Below are 19,629 nucleotides of genomic sequence, written 5' to 3'. Positions count from 1 at the left end.
GTTTAACGCGCGTCCCTTGGCCGCGCCGATAGCCTAGTACGGGATTTCGGACTAGTATGTCCAGCGATGGTTGCTGCCCGCGACCGTTGTTTTCGAGCCTATCCCGGCACTTTTCGATTCCAAAGCTAGGAGGAGTCATGAGCGACAAAAAACCCAAGAAGCGCCAGATTCAATCGACCGAGCCTTCGAAATCCCGCCGCCGGTTCCTGGCAGGGGCAGCCGCGTCCGCTGCCGGCGCCGCCACGCTTTCGTTCCCGATGGTGTCGCGCGCGCAGACGGTCTCGATGCGCTTCCAGAGCACCTGGCCGACCAAGGATATCTTCCACGAGTACGCGCTCGATTACGCGAAGAAGGTGAACGACATGTCGGGTGGCCGCCTCAAGATCGAGGTGTTGCCGGCCGGCGCCGTCGTGAAGGCCTTCGATCTCATCGACGCGGTCAACAAGGGCACGCTCGACGGCGGCCACGGCGTGTCGGCCTACTGGTACGGCAAGAACTCGGCCTACTCGCTCTTCGGCACGGGCCCCTCGTTCGGCATGGACGCGAACACTCTGCTCGCCTGGGTCGAGTACGGCGGCGGCAAGGAGCTCTACGACGAGCTGCAGCACAAGATCATGAAGTTCGATGTCGTCGGCTTCCTTTACGGTCCGATGCCGACCCAGCCGCTCGGCTGGTTCAAGAAGCCCGTCAAGAGCTCAAGCGAGTTGAAGAACCTGAAGTTCCGCACGGTGGGTCTGTCGGTCGACGTATTCAAGGAGCTCGGCGCAGCCGTCGTGGCGCTGCCCGGCGGCGAGATCGTTCCGGCGCTCGATCGCGGCCTCATCGAGGCGGCCGAGTTCAACAACGCGTCGAGCGACCGCCTGCTCGGGTTCCCGGATGTCTCGAAGATCTGCATGCTGCAGAGCTACCACCAGCCGCTCGAGTGCTTCGAGATCCTGTTCAACGGCAAGAAGTACAACGCGCTGCCGAACGAGCTCAAGTCCATCATTCGCTACGCGGCGCAGGCGTCGAGCGCGGACATGTCCTGGAAGGCGATCGATCGCTACTCGCAGGATTACATCGGGATGAAGACGAAGGACGGCGTGAAGTTCTACAAGACGCCGAACGAGATCCTGCAGGCGCAGCTGAAGGCATGGGATGCCGTCATTGCCAAGAAGTCGGCGGAGAACCCGTTCTTCGCGAAGGTGGTCGAGTCGCAGCGCAAGTTCGCGGAGCGCGCGGTCGCCTGGTCGGAAGACACGATCGTGAGCCCGACGCTCGCCTACAACCACTACTTCGGGAAGAAGAAGGGGTAAGGACCGGAGTCGAGAACCAGCCGTAAAGGGCACACCCAGGGATCGGGTGTGCCGGCCTCCGGCCGCCGGCAGCCATGCAGCGCTTCCTGTTCCTGATCGACAACATCAGCGCCTGGTCAGGCAAGGCGTTCGCCTGGCTTATCGTCGTGCTCACGGCGATCGTTTGCTACGACGTCACGGCGCGCTATCTTTTTCGCGCGCCGGTCGACTGGGCGTGGGACGCCGAATACATCCTGTACGGCTCCCTGTTCATGATGGCGGGCGCCTACACGCTCGCGCGCAACGGCCATGTGCGCGGCGACGTGCTCTACGGGTTCTTCCCGACACGCCTGCAGGCCGGGCTCGACCTCCTGCTCTACTTCGTATTCTTCATCCCCGGAATCGCGGCGCTCGCGTATTCCGGCATCGATTTCGCCAAGATTTCCTGGCAGCTGCGCGAGCATTCGAGCGTGGTATCCGGAGGTCCGCCGCTCTACCACTTCAAGACCCTGATTCCGATCGCGGGATTCCTGGTGCTCCTCCAGGGGATTGCGGAAATCATCCGTTGCGTGCAGGCCCTCAAGACCGGCGAGTGGCCGAGGCGGGCCCACGACGTCGAGGAGGTCGACGTCGACGAGCTCAAGAAGATGGTGCACGCCGAAGACGTGGCGACGCCCGCGGACGGACGCTTCACCGAAGGTGAGCCCGTCGACATCCGCCGCAACGGCCTGCACGGCCAGCGCCCGGGCGAGAACGACTAAATAATGAAAAACCCGATGCTCGTGGGCCTGGTTTCGCTCGGGCTCGTGGTCCTGCTGATCTTCGGGCTTTTCCTGTCCGTCGAAGAAATCACCCAGGCGCATTACGGCCTGCTCATGCTGGCGCTCATCGTGGTCGCCATCATGCTCGGGTTCCCGACCGCCTTCACCCTGATGGGGCTCGGGATGATCTTCGGGTACATCGCCTTTTATACGCCCGGCCAGCCGTGGTACCAGAACGTCATTTTCGATCTCATGGTGCAGCGGACCTACGGTGCCATGACGAACGACGTGCTCATCGCGGTGCCGTTGTTCGTGTTCATGGGGTACATCGTCGAGCGCGCCGCCATCGTCGACCGGCTTTTCCACTCGATCCAGCTCGCTTCCGGCGCGCTTCCGGGCTCGCTCGCCGTCGCGACGGTCGTCACGTGCGCGATCTTCTCGACTGCGACCGGCATCATCGGCGCGGTCGTGACGCTCATGGGACTGCTCGCGCTCGGCCCGATGCTGCGCGCCGGGTACGACACGAAGCTCGCGGCCGGCTCGATCACGGCGGGCGGGTGTCTGGGCATCCTTATCCCGCCTTCCATCCTGCTCATCCTGTATGGCGCGACGGCGGGAGTGTCGGTGGTGCGTCTGTACGCCGGCGCGTTCATACCGGGATTCATCCTGGCCACCATGTACGTCGGTTACGTGATGGCGCGGGCGATCATCAACCCGAAGCTCTGCCCGAAGCCCCCGCGCGAACAGCGGCCCGCCCTCGCGCGAATCGCCTGGGAGCTGGCCACGTCCTTCCTGCCGCTGTCGCTGCTCATTCTTGCCGTCCTCGGCTCCATCGTCTTCGGGCTCGCGACGCCGACTGAGGCGGCCGGCGTGGGCGCGTTCGGGGGCCTGCTGCTCGCCGTCGCCTACCGGCAGTTCAGCTGGAGCCGGCTCAAGGAGTCGGTATTTCTCACGGCCCGCACGACGGCAATGGTCTGCTGGCTGTTCGTGGGCTCGGCCCTCTTCTCGGCGACCTTCGCGCTGCTCGGCGGCCAGCAGCTCATCGAACAGTTCGTGCTCGGTCTCAACCTGACGCCGATCCAGTTCCTGATCGTCTCCCAGATCATCATCTTTCTGCTCGGTTGGCCGCTCGAGTGGACCGAGATCATCGTCATCTTCATGCCGATCTTCCTTCCGCTGCTCGATCTCTTCAACATCGATCCGCTGTTCTTCGGCCTGCTCGTGGCGCTCAACCTGCAGACGGCGTTCCTGTCGCCACCGGTCGCCATGGCCGCTTTCTACTTGAAGGGGGTGGCGCCGCCCCACGTCTCGCTCAACCAGATTTTCGCCGGCATGATGCCGTTCATGGGGATCCAGGTGTTCGCAATGGTCCTGCTGTACATCTGGCCGGAGCTCGCCCTGTGGCTGCCGGAAGTGCTCTACGGATGATCGCGCGGCGGATACGTCGTCCGGGATGCTGAGCGTGGAGGAGCGTGCGCAGCTCGCCCGGCTGCGGGCGACGGCGTTCGGCCTCGTCGTCGCCGCCTACATACTTTCCTTTTTTCACCGCATGGCGCCGGCCTCGATCGCCGGCGAGCTGGCACGGGCGTTCAGCGCGAGCGGAGTCGAGCTCGGTGGCCTCGCCGCGACGTACTTCTACGTCTACACCGCGATGCAGGTCCCGACGGGCGTGCTCGTCGACACCCTCGGCGTACGCGCCATCGTCGCGGGCGGGGGCGTCATCGCGGGCGTCGGCTCGCTCGTCTTCGGTACCGCGGACACGCTCGGTGTCGCCGCGGCCGGTCGGCTGCTTGTCGGGCTCGGCGTGTCCGTGATGTTCGTCGCGATGCTGAAGATCAACGCCGTCTGGTTCCACGATCGCCATTTCGGCACGCTTACGGGCCTGACCGTACTGCTCGGCAACCTGGGGGCGGTGCTGGCGGCCGCGCCGCTCGTCTGGCTGCTCGCGCTCGCGACCTGGCGCGAGGTGTTCGTCGCCATCGGGCTCTTCTCGCTCGCCTTGGGCGCCGCGACCTGGTTCTTCGTTCGCAATCACCCGGGAGAGGTCGGATTGCCCTCGCCGCGCGAGCTGGACGGACACGCGCCGCACGCCCCGCATCGCGGCCGCTGGACCGAGGGTCTCGCCGAGGTGCTTCGTAACCGCGCCACCTGGGCGGGCTTCTGGCCATCGCTCGGGGTCGGCGGCACCCTTTTTGCGTTCGCGGGTCTTTGGGCGGTACCGTATCTGGAGCAGGTCCACGGCATGACGCGCGCACAGGCCGCCGATCACACGGCGCTGATGCTCGCCGGTTTCGCGGTCGGGTCCTTCCTGCTCGGGGCGCTTTCCGACCGGCTGGCGCGGCGCCGACCGGTGATGCTGGCCGGTCTGGTCGTCTATCTCGCATGCTGGCTTTGGCTGCTCGCGCAGGTCACCGTCCCGCGCGCGTTGAGCCTCGCGCTCTTCGCGGTCATGGGCTTCGCGACCGCCGGCTTTACGCTCGTTTGGGCCGTCGCCAAGGAAGTGAACCGGCCGGCGCTTTCCGGCATGGCGACGAGCGTGGTCAACACGGGTGCCTTCCTCGGCGGCGCGCTGCTGCAGCCGCTCGTCGGCCTCGTCATGGATATGGGTTGGGACGGCCGGCTGGAGGCGGGCGTGCGCATCTACTCGGCGGCGGATTACCGTGCGGGAATGGGGCTCATGACCGCGTTCGCCGGTCTCGGTCTGATCGGCGCGCTTTTCGTGCGCGAAACCTACTGTCGCTATTCGGCAAGCGCAGACAAGGAGGAGGAACGATGAAACCGAAGGTGCTCGTGACGCGCGAAGTCTTCGACGAGGCGCTGGAGATCCTCGGCCGTCATTTCGAGGTGACGGCGAACCAGTCCGACCGCCCCTTCCCGCCCGATGAGCTCGCGCGCCAGCTTGCCGACAAGGCGGGCGCGCTCACCACCCTCACGGACCGCATCGACGCCACGCTCCTCGAGCGCTGCTCCCGGTTGAAGGCCGTTTGCAACATCGCGGTCGGATTCAACAACATCGATCTTGCCGCCTGCAGCGCCCTCGGTGTCATGGCGACCAACACCCCCGGGGTGCTCGACGACAGCACGGCCGACTTCACCTGGGCCCTCATACTCGCCGCCGCCCGGCGCGTTACCGAGGCCGAGGCGGCGTTGCGCGCGGGCGAGTGGAAGGGATGGAAACTGAAGCAGTTTCTCGGGCAGGACGTGCATCACGCGACGCTCGGCATCGTCGGTATGGGGCGCATCGGCCAGGCGGTCGCACGCCGAGCGCGCGGCTTCGACATGAAGGTGGTCTACCACAATACCCGTCGGCTCGATGCCGGAATCGAGCAGGCGTGCGGCGCGGCCTATGCCGGCCTGGACGAATTGCTCGAACGTGCCGACATCGTGACGCTTCACGTGCCGTACTCCCCGACCACGCACCATTTGATCGGCGCAAAGCAGCTTGCGCGCATGAAACCGACGGCGCTCCTGGTGAACGCGGCTCGCGGGGGCGTGGTGGACGATGGCGCGCTGCTTGCGGCGCTGCGCGAGGGACGCCTCGCCGGTGCGGGACTCGACGTGTTCGAGAACGAGCCGGCCCTCGATCCCGGCTTCCTTGCCCTCAAGAACGTGGTGCTCACACCGCATATCGCTTCCAGCACCGAGGCAACCCGGCGCAAGATGGCGCTGATGGCGGCGGAGAATCTGATCGCCGCGCTCACCGCACAGCGCCCGCCGAACCTGCTCAATCCCGATGCGCTCGCGACGGCGAGCAAGCGGTCGCTCTAGAATGGTGGGCGCAATCGATCGGTCGGCAATCGGGTTCGCGTCGGACGTCACCCATGACCGCCTCTGACTCCCGCTCGAGCGCCCTCGGAGAACAACCGTGAAGCTCGCGGAACTGAGTCTGACACGGGCGATCGAGCGTCTCCGGGCGGGCGATGTCACGAGCGAAGCGTACGCACGCGCGCTGCTCGACGGGATCGCCCGTAACGAGCCGCTTATCGAGGCCTTCGCCTGGTTCGACCCCGAAGCGGTCGTCGCGAAGGCGCGCACGGCCGACGGCGCAAGGGTGCGGGGCGCGCTTCACGGCGTGCCGTTTGGAATCAAGGATATTTTCGATACCGCGGGCGTGCCGACGCGGATGGGCTCGCCCACCTACTACGACAACGTACCTCTGCGGTCGGCGGTGCTCGTCGAACGGATAGAGGCGGCGGGCGGCTTCGTGCTCGGCAAGACCGTGACGGCCGAGCTCGCGTACTACGTGCCGGGCACGACGCACAATCCCTGGGACCGACGCCATACGCCGGGCGGCTCCTCGAGCGGCTCGGCCGCCGCCGTCGCCGCCGGTTTCGCGCCGGCCGCGCTCGGCGCGCAGACCAACGGCTCGATCATCCGGCCGGCGGCGTTCTGCGGTTGCATCGGCTTCAAGCCGACCGCGGGATGGCTGCCGCGGACGCGCATGTTCGCCTTCAGTCCGACGCTGGATCAGCCCGGCTTCTTCACGCGCACGCTCGAGGACGCCGCGCTGCTGCTCTCCGTGCTCGCCGGCGCCGATCCGGAGGATCCCGCGACCGTCGAGCGGACGGCTCCTTCCGCGACGTTCGCACGCCGTCAGCAGGCACCCCGTCTGCTCGCGGTCCGTTCGCCGGTGTGGGAGCGCGCCCGCGAGCACGCGCAGACGCATTTTCTCGACGTGCTCGCGCGCTTGCGCGCGGCGGGCGCGACCGTGGACGAGCACGAGCTTCCCGAGCCTTTCGGGTCGGCGCACGAGGTGCACCGCGTGATCATGTACGCGGAGGCAGCGAGGCGGCTCGTCGATCTGCAGCGACGGCACCTGCGCCTCCTGAGCGGGGCGGTCAACACGCTGATCGAGGAGGGCCTTGCGATTCCGGAGGAGGCGTTGCGCGCCGCGCTGGACGACAGGGCCCTGCTCGCCGAGCGGCTTCGGGATCTGCTCGGCGGCTACGACGCGATCGTGACCCTGCCCACGGCGGGCGAGGCCCCCTCGACACTCACGACAACCGGCGACCCGGCATTCTGTACGATCTGGACGCTGTGCGGCGTTCCCGCGCTGACCCTGCCGACGGGCCGGGGGCCGGCCGGTCTGCCGCTCGGCACGCAGCTCGTCGGCAGCCCCTTCGGCGAGGACGCGCTGCTCGGCGTCGCGCGGTGGTGCGAGGACGCGGTCGGCGCCCGCCTCGGTTTTCCGGGCGATCCGGTATCATGAACGGCCTGAATTTCCAGAGGAGAACGAAGCGATGGCGGCGAAACTCGGCTTCATTGGGCTCGGCATCATGGGGCGCCCGATGGCGCTCAACCTCCGCAAGGCGGGACACGCGCTCTGGGTGCACGGCCGGCGGCCGGTCACGATGGAGGTCCTGGCGGAGGCGGGGGCGACCGCCTGCACATCGGCGGAAGACGTCGCCGCGAATGCCGACGTCGTCTTTATTATGGTGTCCGACACCCCTGATGTGGAGCAGGTGATCCTGGGCGAGAAGGGAGTGATCCGGCGGGCGCGTCCCGGTTCGGTCGTGGTGGACATGAGCACCATCTCCCCGGCCGCCACCCGGGAGATGGCGGCCGCGCTCGGCGCCAAGGGTGCCGACATGCTGGATGCGCCTGTTTCCGGCGGAGAGGTGGGTGCGATCAACGCCACGCTCTCCATCATGGTCGGCGGCAAGCGCGAGACCTTCGAACGTGTCAAACCCTACTTCGACGTGCTGGGCAAGAACATCGTTCATGTCGGCGATAACGGCGCCGGCCAGGTGGCGAAGGCGTGCAACCAGATCGTCGTGGCGGTCACGATCCAGGCCGTGAGCGAAGCGCTGCTCTTCGCCCGCAAGAACGGCGTCGACCCTGCCAAGGTGCGCGAGGCGCTCATGGGCGGCTTCGCCGGCAGCAAAATCCTCGAGGTGCACGGCAAGCGCATGCTGGACAACGACTTCAAGCCGGGTTTCAAGGTGAAGCTGCACCAGAAGGATTTGCGCATCGTGATCGAGGACGCGCACAAGATGGGGCTCGCGCTTCCCGGCGCAGCACTCGTTGCGCAGCACCTGAACGCCCTCATGGGCACCGGCGACGCCGAGATCGACTCCGCCGCGGTCATCAAGGTGCTCGAGCGCATGTCGGGCATGGAGCGCTGAGTCGCACGGATTCCTGAACCCCCGGACCGCGCGATAACCGGCTCGATTCGTGGGGGTCCGATGCGGTCCAGGACATAAACCCGCTCATAGCGATGCACGAGATCGTCTTCCTCGACCGCGACAGCCTGATCGCGGAGCTTCGAACGCCGGCGTTCCCGCACCGCTGGCGGGACTATCCGGCGACGGGGCCCGCGCAGGTGGCGGAGCATCTCCGCGGCGCGACGGTCGCGATAACGAACAAGGTGGCATTGCGCAAGGACGCGCTCGAGCAGCTGCCCGATCTTCGGCTCGTCGCCATCGCCGCGACCGGAACCGACAACGTCGACCTCGGTTACTGTCACGCGCGCGGGATCAAGGTGGCGAACATCCGGAACTACGCCGTGCACACCGTTCCCGAGCACGTGTTCATGATGATCCTTGCGCTCAGGCGCAACCTGCTCGCGTTCCGGCAGGACCTGAAAGACGGCCTCTGGCAGCGCGCCGGGCAGTTCTGCCTGTTCACACAGCCGATTCACGACCTTCACGGATCGACGCTCGGCATCGTCGGCCGGGGTGCGCTCGGGCGCGCGGTCGCGCGCCTCGGGCAGGCCTTCGGCATGAACGCGCTTTACGCCGAGCACAAGGGAGCGGCCTCGGTACGCGAGGGCTATACGGCCTTCGACGAGGTGCTGCGCGAAGCCGACGTGCTGAGCCTGCACTCGCCGCTCACGCCCGCCACGCGCAACCTGATCGGAGAAGCAGAGCTCGCCCGGATGAAGCCTTCGGCGGTACTGATCAACACCGCCCGTGGCGGCCTCGTCGACGAGGCCGCGCTTGCGCGCGCGCTGTCGGAGGGGCGGCTGGCGGGCGCCGGTTTCGACGTGCTCTCCGGCGAGCCGCCGCGCGCGGACAATCCGCTGCTCGCGCTCGATCTTCCGAACTTCATCCTGACCCCGCACGTCGCCTGGTCCAGCCGCGAGGCGATGCAGCGGCTCGCAGACCAGCTCATCGACAACATCGAGGCGTTCGCCCGCGGCGAGCCGCGCAATCTGGTCGGCCCGTGACCACGCGCGCGGAAATCCTCAAGCTCCTCGCCGACGGCCAGTTCCACTCGGGAACCGATCTGGGCCGGCGTCTTGGCGTTTCGCGCGCGGCGGTGAACAAGGGAGTGCGCGCGCTCGCGAGCTTCGGCCTCGAAATTCACTCGGTCCCCGGCCGGGGCTACAAGCTTCCCGAGCCAGTCGATCCGCTCGACCGAGACGCGATCCTCGCCGAGCTCGGGCGCCGGGGCGACCTGCCGCATTCCCTCGAGGTGCTCGAGACCGTCGATTCGACGAACCGCTACCTGATTCAACGGGCGTCGGCGCTCGTTTCCGGGAGCGTCTGCCTGTCCGAGACGCAGACGCAGGGGCGCGGGCGGCGCGGACGCGGCTGGCTCGCGACGCCGTACCGGAACCTGCTGCTTTCGATGGCATGGCGCTTCGACGCCGGGCCGGCGACGGTAGCGGCCTTCGGGCTGGCAGCCGGCCTCGCCCTGCTCGAGGCGCTCGAGGAGTACGGCGCGCGCGGCATCGGTCTGAAATGGCCGAACGACGTCGTCTGGCGCGGACGCAAGCTCGCGGGCCTGCTCGCCGACGTGCAGGGCGAAGCGGCCGGGCCCGCGCTCGTCGTGCTCGGTGCGGGAATCAACTGCCGGCTCGGGGCGCGCGAGGCCGAGGGCATCGACCAGCCGTGGGTCGATCTCGAGGAGGTGTTGGGCTCGACCATCGACCGCAATCGCCTGGCGGCGCTCGTCATCGGGCGGCTGCACGACGCGTGCCGCACGTTCGGCGCGCGCGGTTTCGGCCCTTTCCGGCAGAACTGGGAACGACGCCACGTGTACCACGGGCAGAGCGTACGCCTCATGACTGCGTCGGCGACGATCGCCGGGACGGTGGCCGGAGTCGACTCGGGCGGGGCGCTGCGGCTGATCGACGCCCGCGGCGATGAACGCGTTTACCACGCGGGCGAGATCAGCTTGCGGGGCGCGTGATGCAGCTTCTCGTCGACCTCGGGAACTCCCGGCTCAAGTGGGCGCTGCGCGACGACGATCGCTGGACGAGCGGCGCCGTCGCCCTGGCGAACGACCTCCGCGCGCTGCTGGACGGCGTGTGGGAAGGACAGCTTCGACCCGACCGCGTCGTCGTCGCGAGCGTGGCGGACTCGCGGGCACGAACGACACTGGCGACCTGGCTCGCCGCGCGCTGGTCGTTGGATCCGCTGTTCATCGAGGCGCGTGCGGAGCAGTGCGGCGTGCGGAACGGCTACCTCGCGCCGCAGGCATTGGGGCCCGATCGCTGGGCCGCCCTCGTCGGCGCGCGTGCGCTCGGCGCACACGCCGCCTGCGTCGCCGACTGCGGCACCGCGGTGACCATCGACGCGCTCACGGCCGAGGGCGTGTTCGCCGGCGGCGTCATTCTCCCGGGGATTCGCCTGCAGCGCGCGGCCCTGAGCGAACGCACGGCCGGCGTGCGCGCCGCAGACGGCAACGACGCCTCCTGTCTCGCACGGACGACCGGCGACGCGGTCGCGGCCGGGACGGTTTACGGCATTGCCGGCGCGATCGAGCGGGTGTGGCGGGAATTCGAAGAGGCGCTGGGCGAGGAGATGACGCTCTACATCACCGGCGGCGACGCGGACACGATCGCCGCGCGTCTCTCGCGACCGTTTCGCTCCGTTCCGGATCTCGTGCTACGCGGCCTTGCCCGGATCGCCGACGCGTCATGAGGCTCTTTTTCGGTCTGCTGCTGGTCGCGAATCTCGGCCTCTACATGTGGGGAAGCTGGTACAAGGAGCCGCTCGTTTCCTACGATTTTCCCAGGCCCCGTGCCGACGTCAGTCCGGAAAAGCTCAAGCGCCTGTCGGAACCCGGCACGGCGCTGCGCGCGCGGTCCCAGAGCCGGCCGGCTGTCGCGGCTTCCGCCCCCGCCGGCCCCTGTTACCGACTGGGACCCTTCACCTCGCTGCAGGAGGCGAGGGGGGCGGGAACGCGCATCGAGTCCTGGGGGCTGCACGTGGAGCAGGTCACCGAGTTCGAGAGCCGCGGACGGGCGTACCAGGTGTATCTTCCTCCGCTTGCGAGCCGGGAAGCGGCGGACGCGAAGCGCCGTCAGCTCACACGCCTCGGCTTCAAGGATCACGCGTTGATTCAGGAGGAGGGCATGGAGAACGCGGTTTCGGTCGGGCTCTTCACCGTCGAGGCGAACGCGCGTCAGCGTCAGCGGCAGCTCAGGGCCAAGGGCCTGGACGCCTCCATTCAGCCGGTACCGAGCCTGCGGCACGTCTACTGGCTCGCCTTGCCCGATCCGGCGCGCGACGGGCGCATCGGTGGCGTGGCGCTCACCCGCTTCGCCGAGGAGGAATGGGCGGCCGGCGTCTCTCTGCGATCCGCCGCCTGCCCTCCCGCGCCGCCCACGGACGGCGGGGCCCAGATGCCGCCCGGCTGACGGGCCGCTATACTTGTCGCCCGCACGTCGCGCACGGTGGCATGAACTTTCAGATTGCGCCCGCATAGCTCAGCCGGTAGAGCATCTGATTTGTAATCAGAGGGTCGGGGGTTCGATTCCCTCTGCGGGCTCCATGCCGCCACACGATCGAAGGCCGTGCCACTGCGTTGGCGGGTGCGCCACAGGAACGCGATCGCGGCGTTGCAGGTTGATCCCTGGCTGCCCGGATGACGCATACGCGCGTGCAATTCCGTCCGCCGGAACCACAACACCACTAACTATTCCATCAAGCAGGTCCGCAGCCATGCTCGAAAAGACACCCGCAGACGCCCTGCCGATGATTCGGCATCGGTACGAAACGATGGCGGAGCACCTCCGGTCCATCCGCGCGCGGACGGGGAAGCCGCTCACGCTCGCCGAGAAGATCCTCTATGCACACTGGGAGGACCGGGGCGAAGGACTCCCGGAGCGCGGCAGCACCACGGCGGCGCTGCGTCCGGATCGCGTGGCGATGCAGGACGCGACCGCGCAGATGGCCATTCTGCAATTCATGACGGCGGGAAGGACGACCGTCGCGGTGCCGACCACGGTGCATTGCGACCATCTCGTGCGCGCCCGGGTCGGGGCCATCGAGGACCTCGAGGCGGCCGAGACCACCAACAAGGAGGTCTACGACTTCCTCGCCTCGAGCGCCGCCAAGTACGGCATGGGGTTCTGGCGGCCGGGGTCCGGAATCATTCATCAGGTGCTCCTCGAGCACTACGCCTTCCCGGGCGGTCTCATGATCGGAACCGACTCCCATACGCCGAACGCCGGCGGTCTCGGGATGCTCGCCATAGGGGTCGGCGGCGCCGACGCGGTCGATGTCATGGTCGGCTTTCCGTGGGAGCTCCTGTGGCCGAAGCTGGTGGGCGTGCGCCTCACCGGCGAGCTGTCCGGCTGGACCAGCGGCAAGGACGTGATTCTGAAGCTTGCCGGGATGCTGACCGTCGCCGGGGGAACGAACAAGATCGTCGAGTACTTCGGTCCGGGGACCGCATCGCTGTCCTGTACCGCCAAGGCGACGGTGACCAACATGGGCGCCGAGCTCGGCGCCACCACGTCGGTCTTCCCGTTCGATCGCCGCATGGGCGATTACCTGCGTGCCACCGGGAGAGAGGCATGGGCGCGCCTCGCCGAGGCGGCGAGTGCGCACCTGACCGCCGACCCCGAAGTCCTCGCCCAACCGGACAGATTTTACGACCAGGTGGTCGAGATCGATCTGTCGGCGCTCGAGCCGCACATCGTCGGGCCGCACACGCCCGACCTCGCCCGGCCGGTCTCCCGGATGGGCGCCGACGTGCGCGAGCACGCCTACCCGGTCGAGCTGAAGGCCGCGCTCATCGGGAGCTGCACCAATTCGTCCTACGAAGACATCGGGCGCGCCGCCCATGTGGCGCGGGAAGCACGCAAGCACGGCCTCAAGGCACGGGTGCCGTTCCTGGTGACGCCCGGCTCCGAACAGGTGCGCGCCACCATCGAGCGCGACGGGCTGCTCGCCGATCTCGAAGCCATCGGCGGCACCGTGCTCGCGAACGCGTGCGGCCCCTGCATCGGACAGTGGGAGCGCTCGGACACGAAATCGGGCGAAAAGAACGCGATCCTCACCTCGTACAACCGGAACTTCCCGCGCCGCAACGACGGCAACCCCCAGACCCATGCGTTCATCGCCAGCCCGGAGGTAGTGACCGCCTACGCGCTCGCCGGTCGGTTGGATCGCGATCCGATCCGCGAAGGCGTGGCTGGGCCGGACGGGGAGCGGGTGCAACTGAGTCCGCCCCGGGCCGAGGAGTTCCCGCCCAGGGGTTTCGAGACCGGCCGGTCGGCGTATGTCCCGCCGTCGGACCATGCGGCAGGGGCGGTGGTACAGGTCGACCCGAAAAGCGAACGGCTCGCCCTGCTCGCCCCTTTCGACCCCGTCGATCCGGTCGAGGGCTATCGCGACCTGCCGGTCCTGCTCAAGGCAAAGGGCAAGTGCACGACCGACCACATCTCGCCGGCCGGACCCTGGCTGCGTTACCGGGGACATCTGGACCGGATCAGCGACAACATGTTCTCCGGCGCGGACAACGCGTTCACGGCGAAACCCGGGACGGCCTACAACGTCCACACTGGATCCGAGGACCAGGCTGCCGCGGCCGTCGCCCGGGAGTACAAGGCGCGTGGGCAGGGGTGGGTGGCCATAGGCGACCGGAATTACGGCGAAGGCAGCTCGCGCGAGCATGCTGCGATGTCCCCCCGATACCTCGGCGCCCGTGTGGTCATTAGCCGGAGCTTCGCGCGCATTCACGAGACGAACCTCAAAAAACAGGGCATTTTGCCGCTCGTGTTCTGCAATCCGGGGGACTGGGAGCGCGTCCGGAGGGACGACAGGCTCAGCTTCCTCGGCCTGCAGGAGCTCGTCCCGGGCCAGTCGGTGCGGGTGCGCATCGCCCACGCGGACGGCTCGACCGAAGAATTCGAGGCAAACCACAGCCTCACCCGTGAACAGGTCGCCTGGTTCCGGGCAGGGTCCGCGCTGAATCTAATAAGGTTGCAGGAGCAGGGACGGACAGCCTGACCGAAATTCCCAAAAATCAACGACCTTTGTTGACAAGGCGAAGCCTAATCCGCACAATTCGCGGCTTCTGTTTTTGGGAGGGGTTCCCGAGCGGCCAAAGGGATCAGACTGTAAATCTGACGGCTCTGCCTTCGGAGGTTCGAATCCTCCCCCCTCCACCAAGTCGGAGCGGCAGTCCCGGGCGAGGTCACTCAAAACGCGCATCCACGCGGGTGTAGTTCAATGGTAGAACCTCAGCCTTCCAAGCTGATGACGTGGGTTCGATTCCCATCACCCGCTCCAGTTGGCGGAGGTTGCGGGCGTACAGGCTGCGCCCATATAGCTCAGTCGGTAGAGCACTTCCTTGGTAAGGAAGAGGTCACCGGTTCGATTCCGGTTATGGGCTCCATCTGATTGTAGTAGCGCCGCGCGGGTGCGCGGCCACGAGACAGCAGTTCCAATCGCTTCTGCGAGAAGAGAAGAAACGAGGTTCCCCGTGTCCAAGGAAAAATTCGCACGCACCAAGCCCCACCTGAACGTCGGCACCATCGGCCACGTCGACCACGGCAAGACGACGCTGACCGCGGCGCTGACGAAGGTGCTCTCGACCAAGTACGGCGGCGAGGTCCGGGCGTACGACCAGATCGACAACGCCCCCGAGGAGCGCGAGCGCGGCATCACCATCGCGACCTCCCACGTCGAGTACCAGAGCGAGAAGCGTCACTACGCCCACGTCGACTGCCCGGGCCATGCCGACTACGTGAAGAACATGATCACCGGGGCCGCGCAGATGGACGGCGCGATCCTGGTCGTGTCCGCCGCCGACGGCCCGATGCCCCAGACCCGCGAGCACATCCTGCTCGCCCGCCAGGTGGGCGTGCCCTACATCGTCGTGTACCTGAACAAGGCCGACATGGTCGACGACAAGGACCTCCTCGAGCTCGTCCAGGAAGAGGTCCGGGACCTGCTCACCAAGTACGGCTTCCCCGGCAAGGACACCCCGATCATCACCGGCAGCGCGCTCAAGGCGCTCGAAGGCGACCAGTCCGAGCTCGGCGAGCCCTCGATCGTCAAGCTCGCCGAGGCCCTCGACGCCTACGTGCCCCAGCCCAAGCGCGAGATCGACAAGCCGTTCCTCATGCCGATCGAGGACGTGTTCTCGATCTCCGGCCGCGGCACCGTGGTCACGGGCCGGGTCGAGCGCGGCATCGTCAAGGTGGGCGACGAGGTCGAGATCGTCGGCATCAAGCCGACCACCAAGACCACCGTCACCGGGGTCGAGATGTTCCGCAAGCTCCTCGACCAGGGCGAGGCCGGCGACAACGTCGGCGTGCTCCTGCGCGGCACCAAGCGCGAGGAAGTCGAGCGCGGCCAGGTGCTGGCGAAGCCCGGCTCCATCACGCCGCACACCAAGTTCGAGGCGGAAGTCTACGTCCTCACCAAGGAAGAGGGCGGGCGCCACACGCCGTTCTTCAACGGCTACCGGCCCCAGTTCTACTTCCGGACGACCGACGTCACGGGCTCGGTCGACCTCCCCCAGGGCACCGAGATGGTCATGCCCGGGGACAACATCAAGATGACCGTCACCCTCATCAACCCGATCGCCATGGAAGAGGGCCTGCGCTTCGCCATCCGCGAAGGCGGCCGCACCGTGGGGGCGGGGGTGGTGGCGAAGGTGATCGAGTAGAACAAGGGCAATGTTGAATTCTTAATGCTGAATGTTGAATGAATGAGCGCGCGAAGCGCGACCCTGAATTCAACATTCAAAATTCAACATTGACCATTCGCGTAGCGTACAGGCCAGTAGCTCAATTGGCAGAGCGGCGGTCTCCAAAACCGCAGGTTGGGGGTTCGAGACCCTCCTGGCCTGCCACTCCTTCGGCGGCATAGCGAATTCTTAGTTAGATGGCGGATCGATTCAGACTCATCCTCGCGGTGCTGATCTTCGTGCTCGGCATCGCCGGATTCTATTACCTGGATAACCAGCCGGACTTCGTGCGGGCGCTCATCGTGCTCGGCTCAGCGGCGGTCGGAGCGGCGATCGGTTACCAGACGGAGCCGGGCAGGCGGCTCTGGGAGTTCACCAAGGCGTCGCGTGCAGAGTTGCGCAAGGTGGTCTGGCCGTCCAACAAGGAGACGATGCAGGTCACGCTCGTCGTGTTCGGGATGGTCGTGCTGATCGCGGTATTCCTGTGGATCGTGGACTGGGGGCTGCTCAAGATCATGCAGGCGCTCACCGGGCAGAGGGCGTAGGCATGACGATGCGATGGTACGTGGTGCACACCTACTCCGGCTTCGAGAAGTCGGTGGTGCGTTCGCTCAAGGAGCACATCCGCAACCGCGGCATGGAGAGCAAGTTCGGCGAAATCCTGGTCCCGACCGAAGAAGTCGTCGAGATGAAGAGCGGCCAGAAGCGCACCAGCGAGCGCAAGTTCTTCCCGGGCTACGTGCTCGTGAAGATGGAAATGGACGACGAGTCCTGGCACCTCGTGAAGAACGTTCCCAAAGTGACGGGTTTCATCGGCGGCTCCGGCATGAAGCCGACCCCGATCTCCGACAAGGAGGCCGACGCGATCATTCGCCAGGTGCAGGAAGGCGTGGAGAAACCGAAGCCGAAGTTCTCGTTCCAGGCGGGCGAGCAGGTGCGCGTGACCGACGGCCCGTTCCAGGACTTCAACGGGACGGTCGAGGACGTGAACTACGAGAAAAACAAGCTGAAGGTATCGGTCTCGATCTTCGGGCGCATGACGCCCGTGGAGCTGGATTTTTCGCAGGTGGAAAAAGCGTGAAACACGTGAGGGCGCGAGGTCGCGAGAACGGGAGAGCGAAACCCGTCCGGCTCACGACCTGACGACCTCCCGATCTCACGTATTCAACGAAGAGCGAGGAGCCTGAATTCAGTAAGGCGCTTGGACTCGCAGGAGACAACCAGTGGCAAAGAAAGTTACGGCCTACGTGAAGTTGCAGGTGCCGGCCGGCTCGGCGAACCCGTCGCCGCCCATCGGTCCGGCGCTCGGCCAGCACGGCCTCAACATCATGGAGTTCTGCAAGCAGTTCAACGCGCAGACCCAGAAGCTCGAGAAAGGCTTGCCGATCCCGGTGATCATCACCGTGTACAGCGACAAGAGCTTCACCTTCATTCAGAAGACGCCGCCGGCGACGGTCCTGATCAAGAAGGCACTGGGGCTGGAGAGCGGCTCCAGCGAGCCGAACAAGACCAAGGTGGGCAAGATCACGCGCAAGCAGCTCGAGGAGATCGCGAAGGTCAAGATGCCCGACCTCAACTGCCACGGCGACCTGGAGGCGGCGGTCCGCATGATCGCGGGCAGCGCGCGCAACATGGGCGTCGACGTGGAGGGGGTGTGACATGGCGGCCATCGGCAAGCGCATGAAGGCCCAGCGGGCCAAGATCGATCCAACCCGGGTCTACGCCGTCGACGAGGCGCTGCGCATCCTCAAGGAGACCGCGACCGCGAAGTTCGACGAGTCCGTGGACGTGGCGGTGAACCTCGGCATCGACGCGAAGAAGTCCGACCAGAACGTGCGCGGGACGGCGGCGCTGCCGCGCGGGACCGGCAAGAAGGTCCGGGTCGCGGTGTTTGCGGAGGGCAAGGCGGCGGAGGCGGCGAAGATGGCGGGTGCCGACATCGTCGGCTTCCAGGACCTCGCCGACCGCATCAAACAGGGCCAGATCGACTTCGATCTCGTGGTCGCGACGCCGGAGGCGATGAAGATCGTGGGCGCGCTTGGCCAGATTCTCGGCCCGCGCGGCCTGATGCCGAACCCCAAGGTGGGAACGGTGACGCCGAACGTGGCCAAGGCGGTCGAGAGCGCGAAGGCAGGTCAGGTGCAGTTCCGCGCCGACAAGGCCGGAATCGTGCACTGCTCGATCGGCAAGGCGTCCTTCGAGCCCGAGGCGCTGAAGGAGAATCTTGCGGCGCTGCTGGCGGCGCTCAACAAGGCCCGCCCGGCCGCGGCGAAGGGAACGTATCTCAAGAGGCTGACGGTCTCCACGACGATGGGGCCGGGCATCCAGCTGGATACGGCCTCGCTGTAATGGAGAAGACGTGAGCGCGTGAGGTCGTGAGAGCGGGAGGGCGAGATCGCTTTTTTCACCCCCCGAACTGCCGACCTCACGCAATCGACGAACTTTGGGGCGCGCCGCCCGCAGTGCGGGGCGGGGCGCACGTCAAAGACCGCAGGCGCGCGCAAGCGCTTAATGTCGGTATGGCCTGCGCAGACGGTGGACCCGAAACAGGATCGCTCCTGAATACGGTCACCGTGGTTGGGCTGACCCTCACCCCTTGCCCTCTCCCGCTGTCGCGGGAGAGGGGGAGTCGGTAAGGGGGCTCGTTATAACGGAGGTGACTCGTATGAGTCTCAATATCGAAGAGAAGAAGGTGGTGGTCGCCGAGGTGTCCGCGAAGCTCAAGGACGCCCAGGCGGCGCTGCTCGCGGAGTACCGTGGGCTCACCGTCGCGCAAATGACGGAGCTGCGCAAGCGCGCGCGGCAGTCGGAGGTGTTCCTGCGCGTGGTGAAGAACACGCTTGCCCGCCGGGCCGTGGAGGGTTCGAGCTTCGAGTGCCTGAAGGAGTCGTTCTCCGGGCCGCTCGCGCTCGCCATCTCCAAGGATCCGGTGGCGGCGGCCAAGGTGCTCGCGGAGTTCGCGAAGGACAACGAGGCGCTGCGCATCACGGCCGGTGCCATGAGCGGCAAGCTCATGAGCGTCGAGCAGGTGCAGGCGCTCGCCAAGCTTCCTTCGCGCGAGCAGTTGCTGGCGATGCTCCTCGGCACCATGCAGGCACCGGTCGCGAAGTTCGTCCGGACGCTGAACGAGGTGCCGGGCAAGTTCGTGCGCACCCTCGCCGCGGTGCGCGACGCCAAGCAGGCCGCCGCTTAACGCAATCGAAGACCGTTTCAGGAGACTGTGACCATGGCTGTATCGAAAGAAGAGATTTTGAACGCGATCGCGGGCATGTCCGTGCTCGAGCTCTCCGAGCTCATCAAGGACATGGAAGACAAGTTCGGCGTCTCGGCCGCCGCTGCCGTGGCGGTTGCCGCCCCGGCTGCGGGTGCCGCCGCGGCCCCGGTCGAGCAGAAGGACGCCTTCGACGTCGTCCTGACGGCGGCCGGCGACAACAAGGTGGCGGTCATCAAGGCCGTCCGCGCCGTGACGACCCTGGGCCTCAAGGAGGCCAAGGACCTGGTCGAGGGCGCGCCGCAGACCGTGAAGGAAGCGGTGCCCAAGGCCGACGCCGAGAAGATGAAGAAGGAGCTGGAGGCGGCCGGCGCCAAGGTCGAACTCAAGTAGTTTGCTGCTGTCATATGGACGCCCGGAACTGCGGGCGCTGAAAGCAAGTCGGGTGCGACCGGCGGGATCCCCGCCGGTCGACGCCCTGTTTTCGTCTTGTGACGGGGACTGACCC

19 protein-coding genes and 5 tRNA genes are annotated in these 19,629 nt (G+C 66.7%); all 24 read left to right on the top strand.

Translation table 11 applies throughout. The features are described 5' to 3' along the window. Nucleotides 1-137: 137 nt before the first annotated feature. The 24 genes from SVA_RS16640 to rplL all read left to right on the top strand — a co-directional run bounded on the left by SVA_RS16640 (nucleotide 138) and on the right by rplL (nucleotide 19,514). A complete protein-coding gene (locus SVA_RS16640; protein WP_096462279.1) occupies nucleotides 138-1,295 on the top strand; it encodes a TRAP transporter substrate-binding protein in 1,158 nt (385 codons plus the stop codon). A 74-nt stretch (nucleotides 1,296-1,369) separates the two neighbouring features. Continuing rightward, entirely contained in the window at nucleotides 1,370-2,035 is a 666-nt protein-coding gene (locus SVA_RS16635; protein ID WP_096462278.1) for a TRAP transporter small permease subunit, read from the top strand. A 114-nt stretch (nucleotides 2,036-2,149) separates the two neighbouring features. Beyond that, on the top strand, nucleotides 2,150-3,463 hold the full coding sequence (locus SVA_RS16630; RefSeq protein ID WP_420823893.1) for a TRAP transporter large permease: 1,314 nt from the start codon (nucleotides 2,150-2,152) through the stop codon (nucleotides 3,461-3,463). Between the two features lie 25 nt (nucleotides 3,464-3,488). Next, a complete protein-coding gene (locus SVA_RS16625; protein WP_096462277.1) occupies nucleotides 3,489-4,811 on the top strand; it encodes an MFS transporter in 1,323 nt (440 codons plus the stop codon). After that, nucleotides 4,808-5,803, top strand: a complete 996-nt coding sequence (locus tag SVA_RS16620) for a 2-hydroxyacid dehydrogenase (protein WP_096462276.1) — start codon at nucleotides 4,808-4,810, stop codon at nucleotides 5,801-5,803. The genes SVA_RS16625 and SVA_RS16620 overlap by 4 nt, the downstream gene beginning before the upstream one ends. A gap of 97 nt (nucleotides 5,804-5,900) precedes the next feature. Next, a complete protein-coding gene (locus SVA_RS16615) occupies nucleotides 5,901-7,244 on the top strand; it encodes an amidase (RefSeq protein WP_096462275.1) in 1,344 nt (447 codons plus the stop codon). Beyond that, nucleotides 7,231-8,160, top strand: coding sequence for a 2-hydroxy-3-oxopropionate reductase (locus SVA_RS16610; protein WP_269456955.1), 930 nt, complete (start codon nucleotides 7,231-7,233; stop codon nucleotides 8,158-8,160). Before SVA_RS16615 ends, SVA_RS16610 begins: the two co-directional genes overlap by 14 nt. A gap of 92 nt (nucleotides 8,161-8,252) precedes the next feature. Then, nucleotides 8,253-9,203: a D-2-hydroxyacid dehydrogenase gene (locus SVA_RS16605; RefSeq protein WP_096462273.1), complete on the top strand. Its 951-nt coding sequence runs from the start codon at nucleotides 8,253-8,255 to the stop codon at nucleotides 9,201-9,203. Further along, complete coding sequence (birA, locus tag SVA_RS16600) at nucleotides 9,200-10,171, top strand: bifunctional biotin--[acetyl-CoA-carboxylase] ligase/biotin operon repressor BirA (protein WP_169924152.1); 972 nt, start codon at nucleotides 9,200-9,202, stop codon at nucleotides 10,169-10,171. The genes SVA_RS16605 and birA overlap by 4 nt, the downstream gene beginning before the upstream one ends. Next, on the top strand, nucleotides 10,171-10,905 hold the full coding sequence (locus SVA_RS16595) for a type III pantothenate kinase (protein WP_096462272.1): 735 nt from the start codon (nucleotides 10,171-10,173) through the stop codon (nucleotides 10,903-10,905). Before birA ends, SVA_RS16595 begins: the two co-directional genes overlap by 1 nt. Further along, on the top strand, nucleotides 10,902-11,624 hold the full coding sequence (locus tag SVA_RS16590) for an SPOR domain-containing protein (protein WP_096462271.1): 723 nt from the start codon (nucleotides 10,902-10,904) through the stop codon (nucleotides 11,622-11,624). Before SVA_RS16595 ends, SVA_RS16590 begins: the two co-directional genes overlap by 4 nt. Nucleotides 11,625-11,682: 58 nt before the next feature. Next, a tRNA-Thr gene (locus tag SVA_RS16585) sits at nucleotides 11,683-11,758 on the top strand. 170 nt (nucleotides 11,759-11,928) lie between these two features. Next, nucleotides 11,929-14,223: an aconitate hydratase gene (locus SVA_RS16580; RefSeq protein ID WP_169924151.1), complete on the top strand. Its 2,295-nt coding sequence runs from the start codon at nucleotides 11,929-11,931 to the stop codon at nucleotides 14,221-14,223. Between the two features lie 76 nt (nucleotides 14,224-14,299). Beyond that, nucleotides 14,300-14,384: transfer RNA gene (locus SVA_RS16575), tRNA-Tyr, on the top strand. Between the two features lie 47 nt (nucleotides 14,385-14,431). After that, nucleotides 14,432-14,505 (top strand) — tRNA-Gly (locus SVA_RS16570). Between the two features lie 30 nt (nucleotides 14,506-14,535). Then, nucleotides 14,536-14,611 (top strand) — tRNA-Thr (locus SVA_RS16565). Nucleotides 14,612-14,698: 87 nt separating this feature from the next. Beyond that, nucleotides 14,699-15,889 (top strand): elongation factor Tu, encoded by a 1,191-nt coding sequence (gene tuf / locus SVA_RS16560; RefSeq protein WP_096462258.1) that lies wholly within the window; start codon nucleotides 14,699-14,701, stop codon nucleotides 15,887-15,889. Nucleotides 15,890-15,999: 110 nt separating this feature from the next. After that, nucleotides 16,000-16,075, top strand: a tRNA-Trp gene (locus SVA_RS16555). 32 nt (nucleotides 16,076-16,107) lie between these two features. Next, a complete protein-coding gene (gene secE / locus SVA_RS16550; RefSeq protein ID WP_096462269.1) occupies nucleotides 16,108-16,455 on the top strand; it encodes a preprotein translocase subunit SecE in 348 nt (115 codons plus the stop codon). A gap of 2 nt (nucleotides 16,456-16,457) precedes the next feature. Beyond that, the gene (nusG, locus tag SVA_RS16545) at nucleotides 16,458-16,991 is read left to right on the top strand and encodes a transcription termination/antitermination protein NusG (protein WP_096462268.1); all 534 of its coding nucleotides are present in this window, start codon (nucleotides 16,458-16,460) and stop codon (nucleotides 16,989-16,991) included. Between the two features lie 142 nt (nucleotides 16,992-17,133). Further along, on the top strand, nucleotides 17,134-17,568 hold the full coding sequence (rplK, locus tag SVA_RS16540) for a 50S ribosomal protein L11 (RefSeq protein WP_096462267.1): 435 nt from the start codon (nucleotides 17,134-17,136) through the stop codon (nucleotides 17,566-17,568). Between the two features lies 1 nt (nucleotide 17,569). Continuing rightward, nucleotides 17,570-18,259: a 50S ribosomal protein L1 gene (rplA, locus tag SVA_RS16535; protein WP_096462266.1), complete on the top strand. Its 690-nt coding sequence runs from the start codon at nucleotides 17,570-17,572 to the stop codon at nucleotides 18,257-18,259. A gap of 316 nt (nucleotides 18,260-18,575) precedes the next feature. Next, nucleotides 18,576-19,103, top strand: coding sequence for a 50S ribosomal protein L10 (gene rplJ / locus SVA_RS16530; protein ID WP_096462265.1), 528 nt, complete (start codon nucleotides 18,576-18,578; stop codon nucleotides 19,101-19,103). A 33-nt stretch (nucleotides 19,104-19,136) separates the two neighbouring features. Further along, nucleotides 19,137-19,514: a 50S ribosomal protein L7/L12 gene (gene rplL / locus SVA_RS16525; RefSeq protein ID WP_096462264.1), complete on the top strand. Its 378-nt coding sequence runs from the start codon at nucleotides 19,137-19,139 to the stop codon at nucleotides 19,512-19,514. Nucleotides 19,515-19,629: the final 115 nt, after the last annotated feature.

It is taken from the genome of Sulfurifustis variabilis (assembly GCF_002355415.1).
Lineage (GTDB): Bacteria > Pseudomonadota > Gammaproteobacteria > Acidiferrobacterales > Sulfurifustaceae > Sulfurifustis > Sulfurifustis variabilis.
The sequence above is the reverse complement of the archived record's forward strand: the minus strand, read 5'-3'. Positions and strand labels throughout refer to the sequence as shown.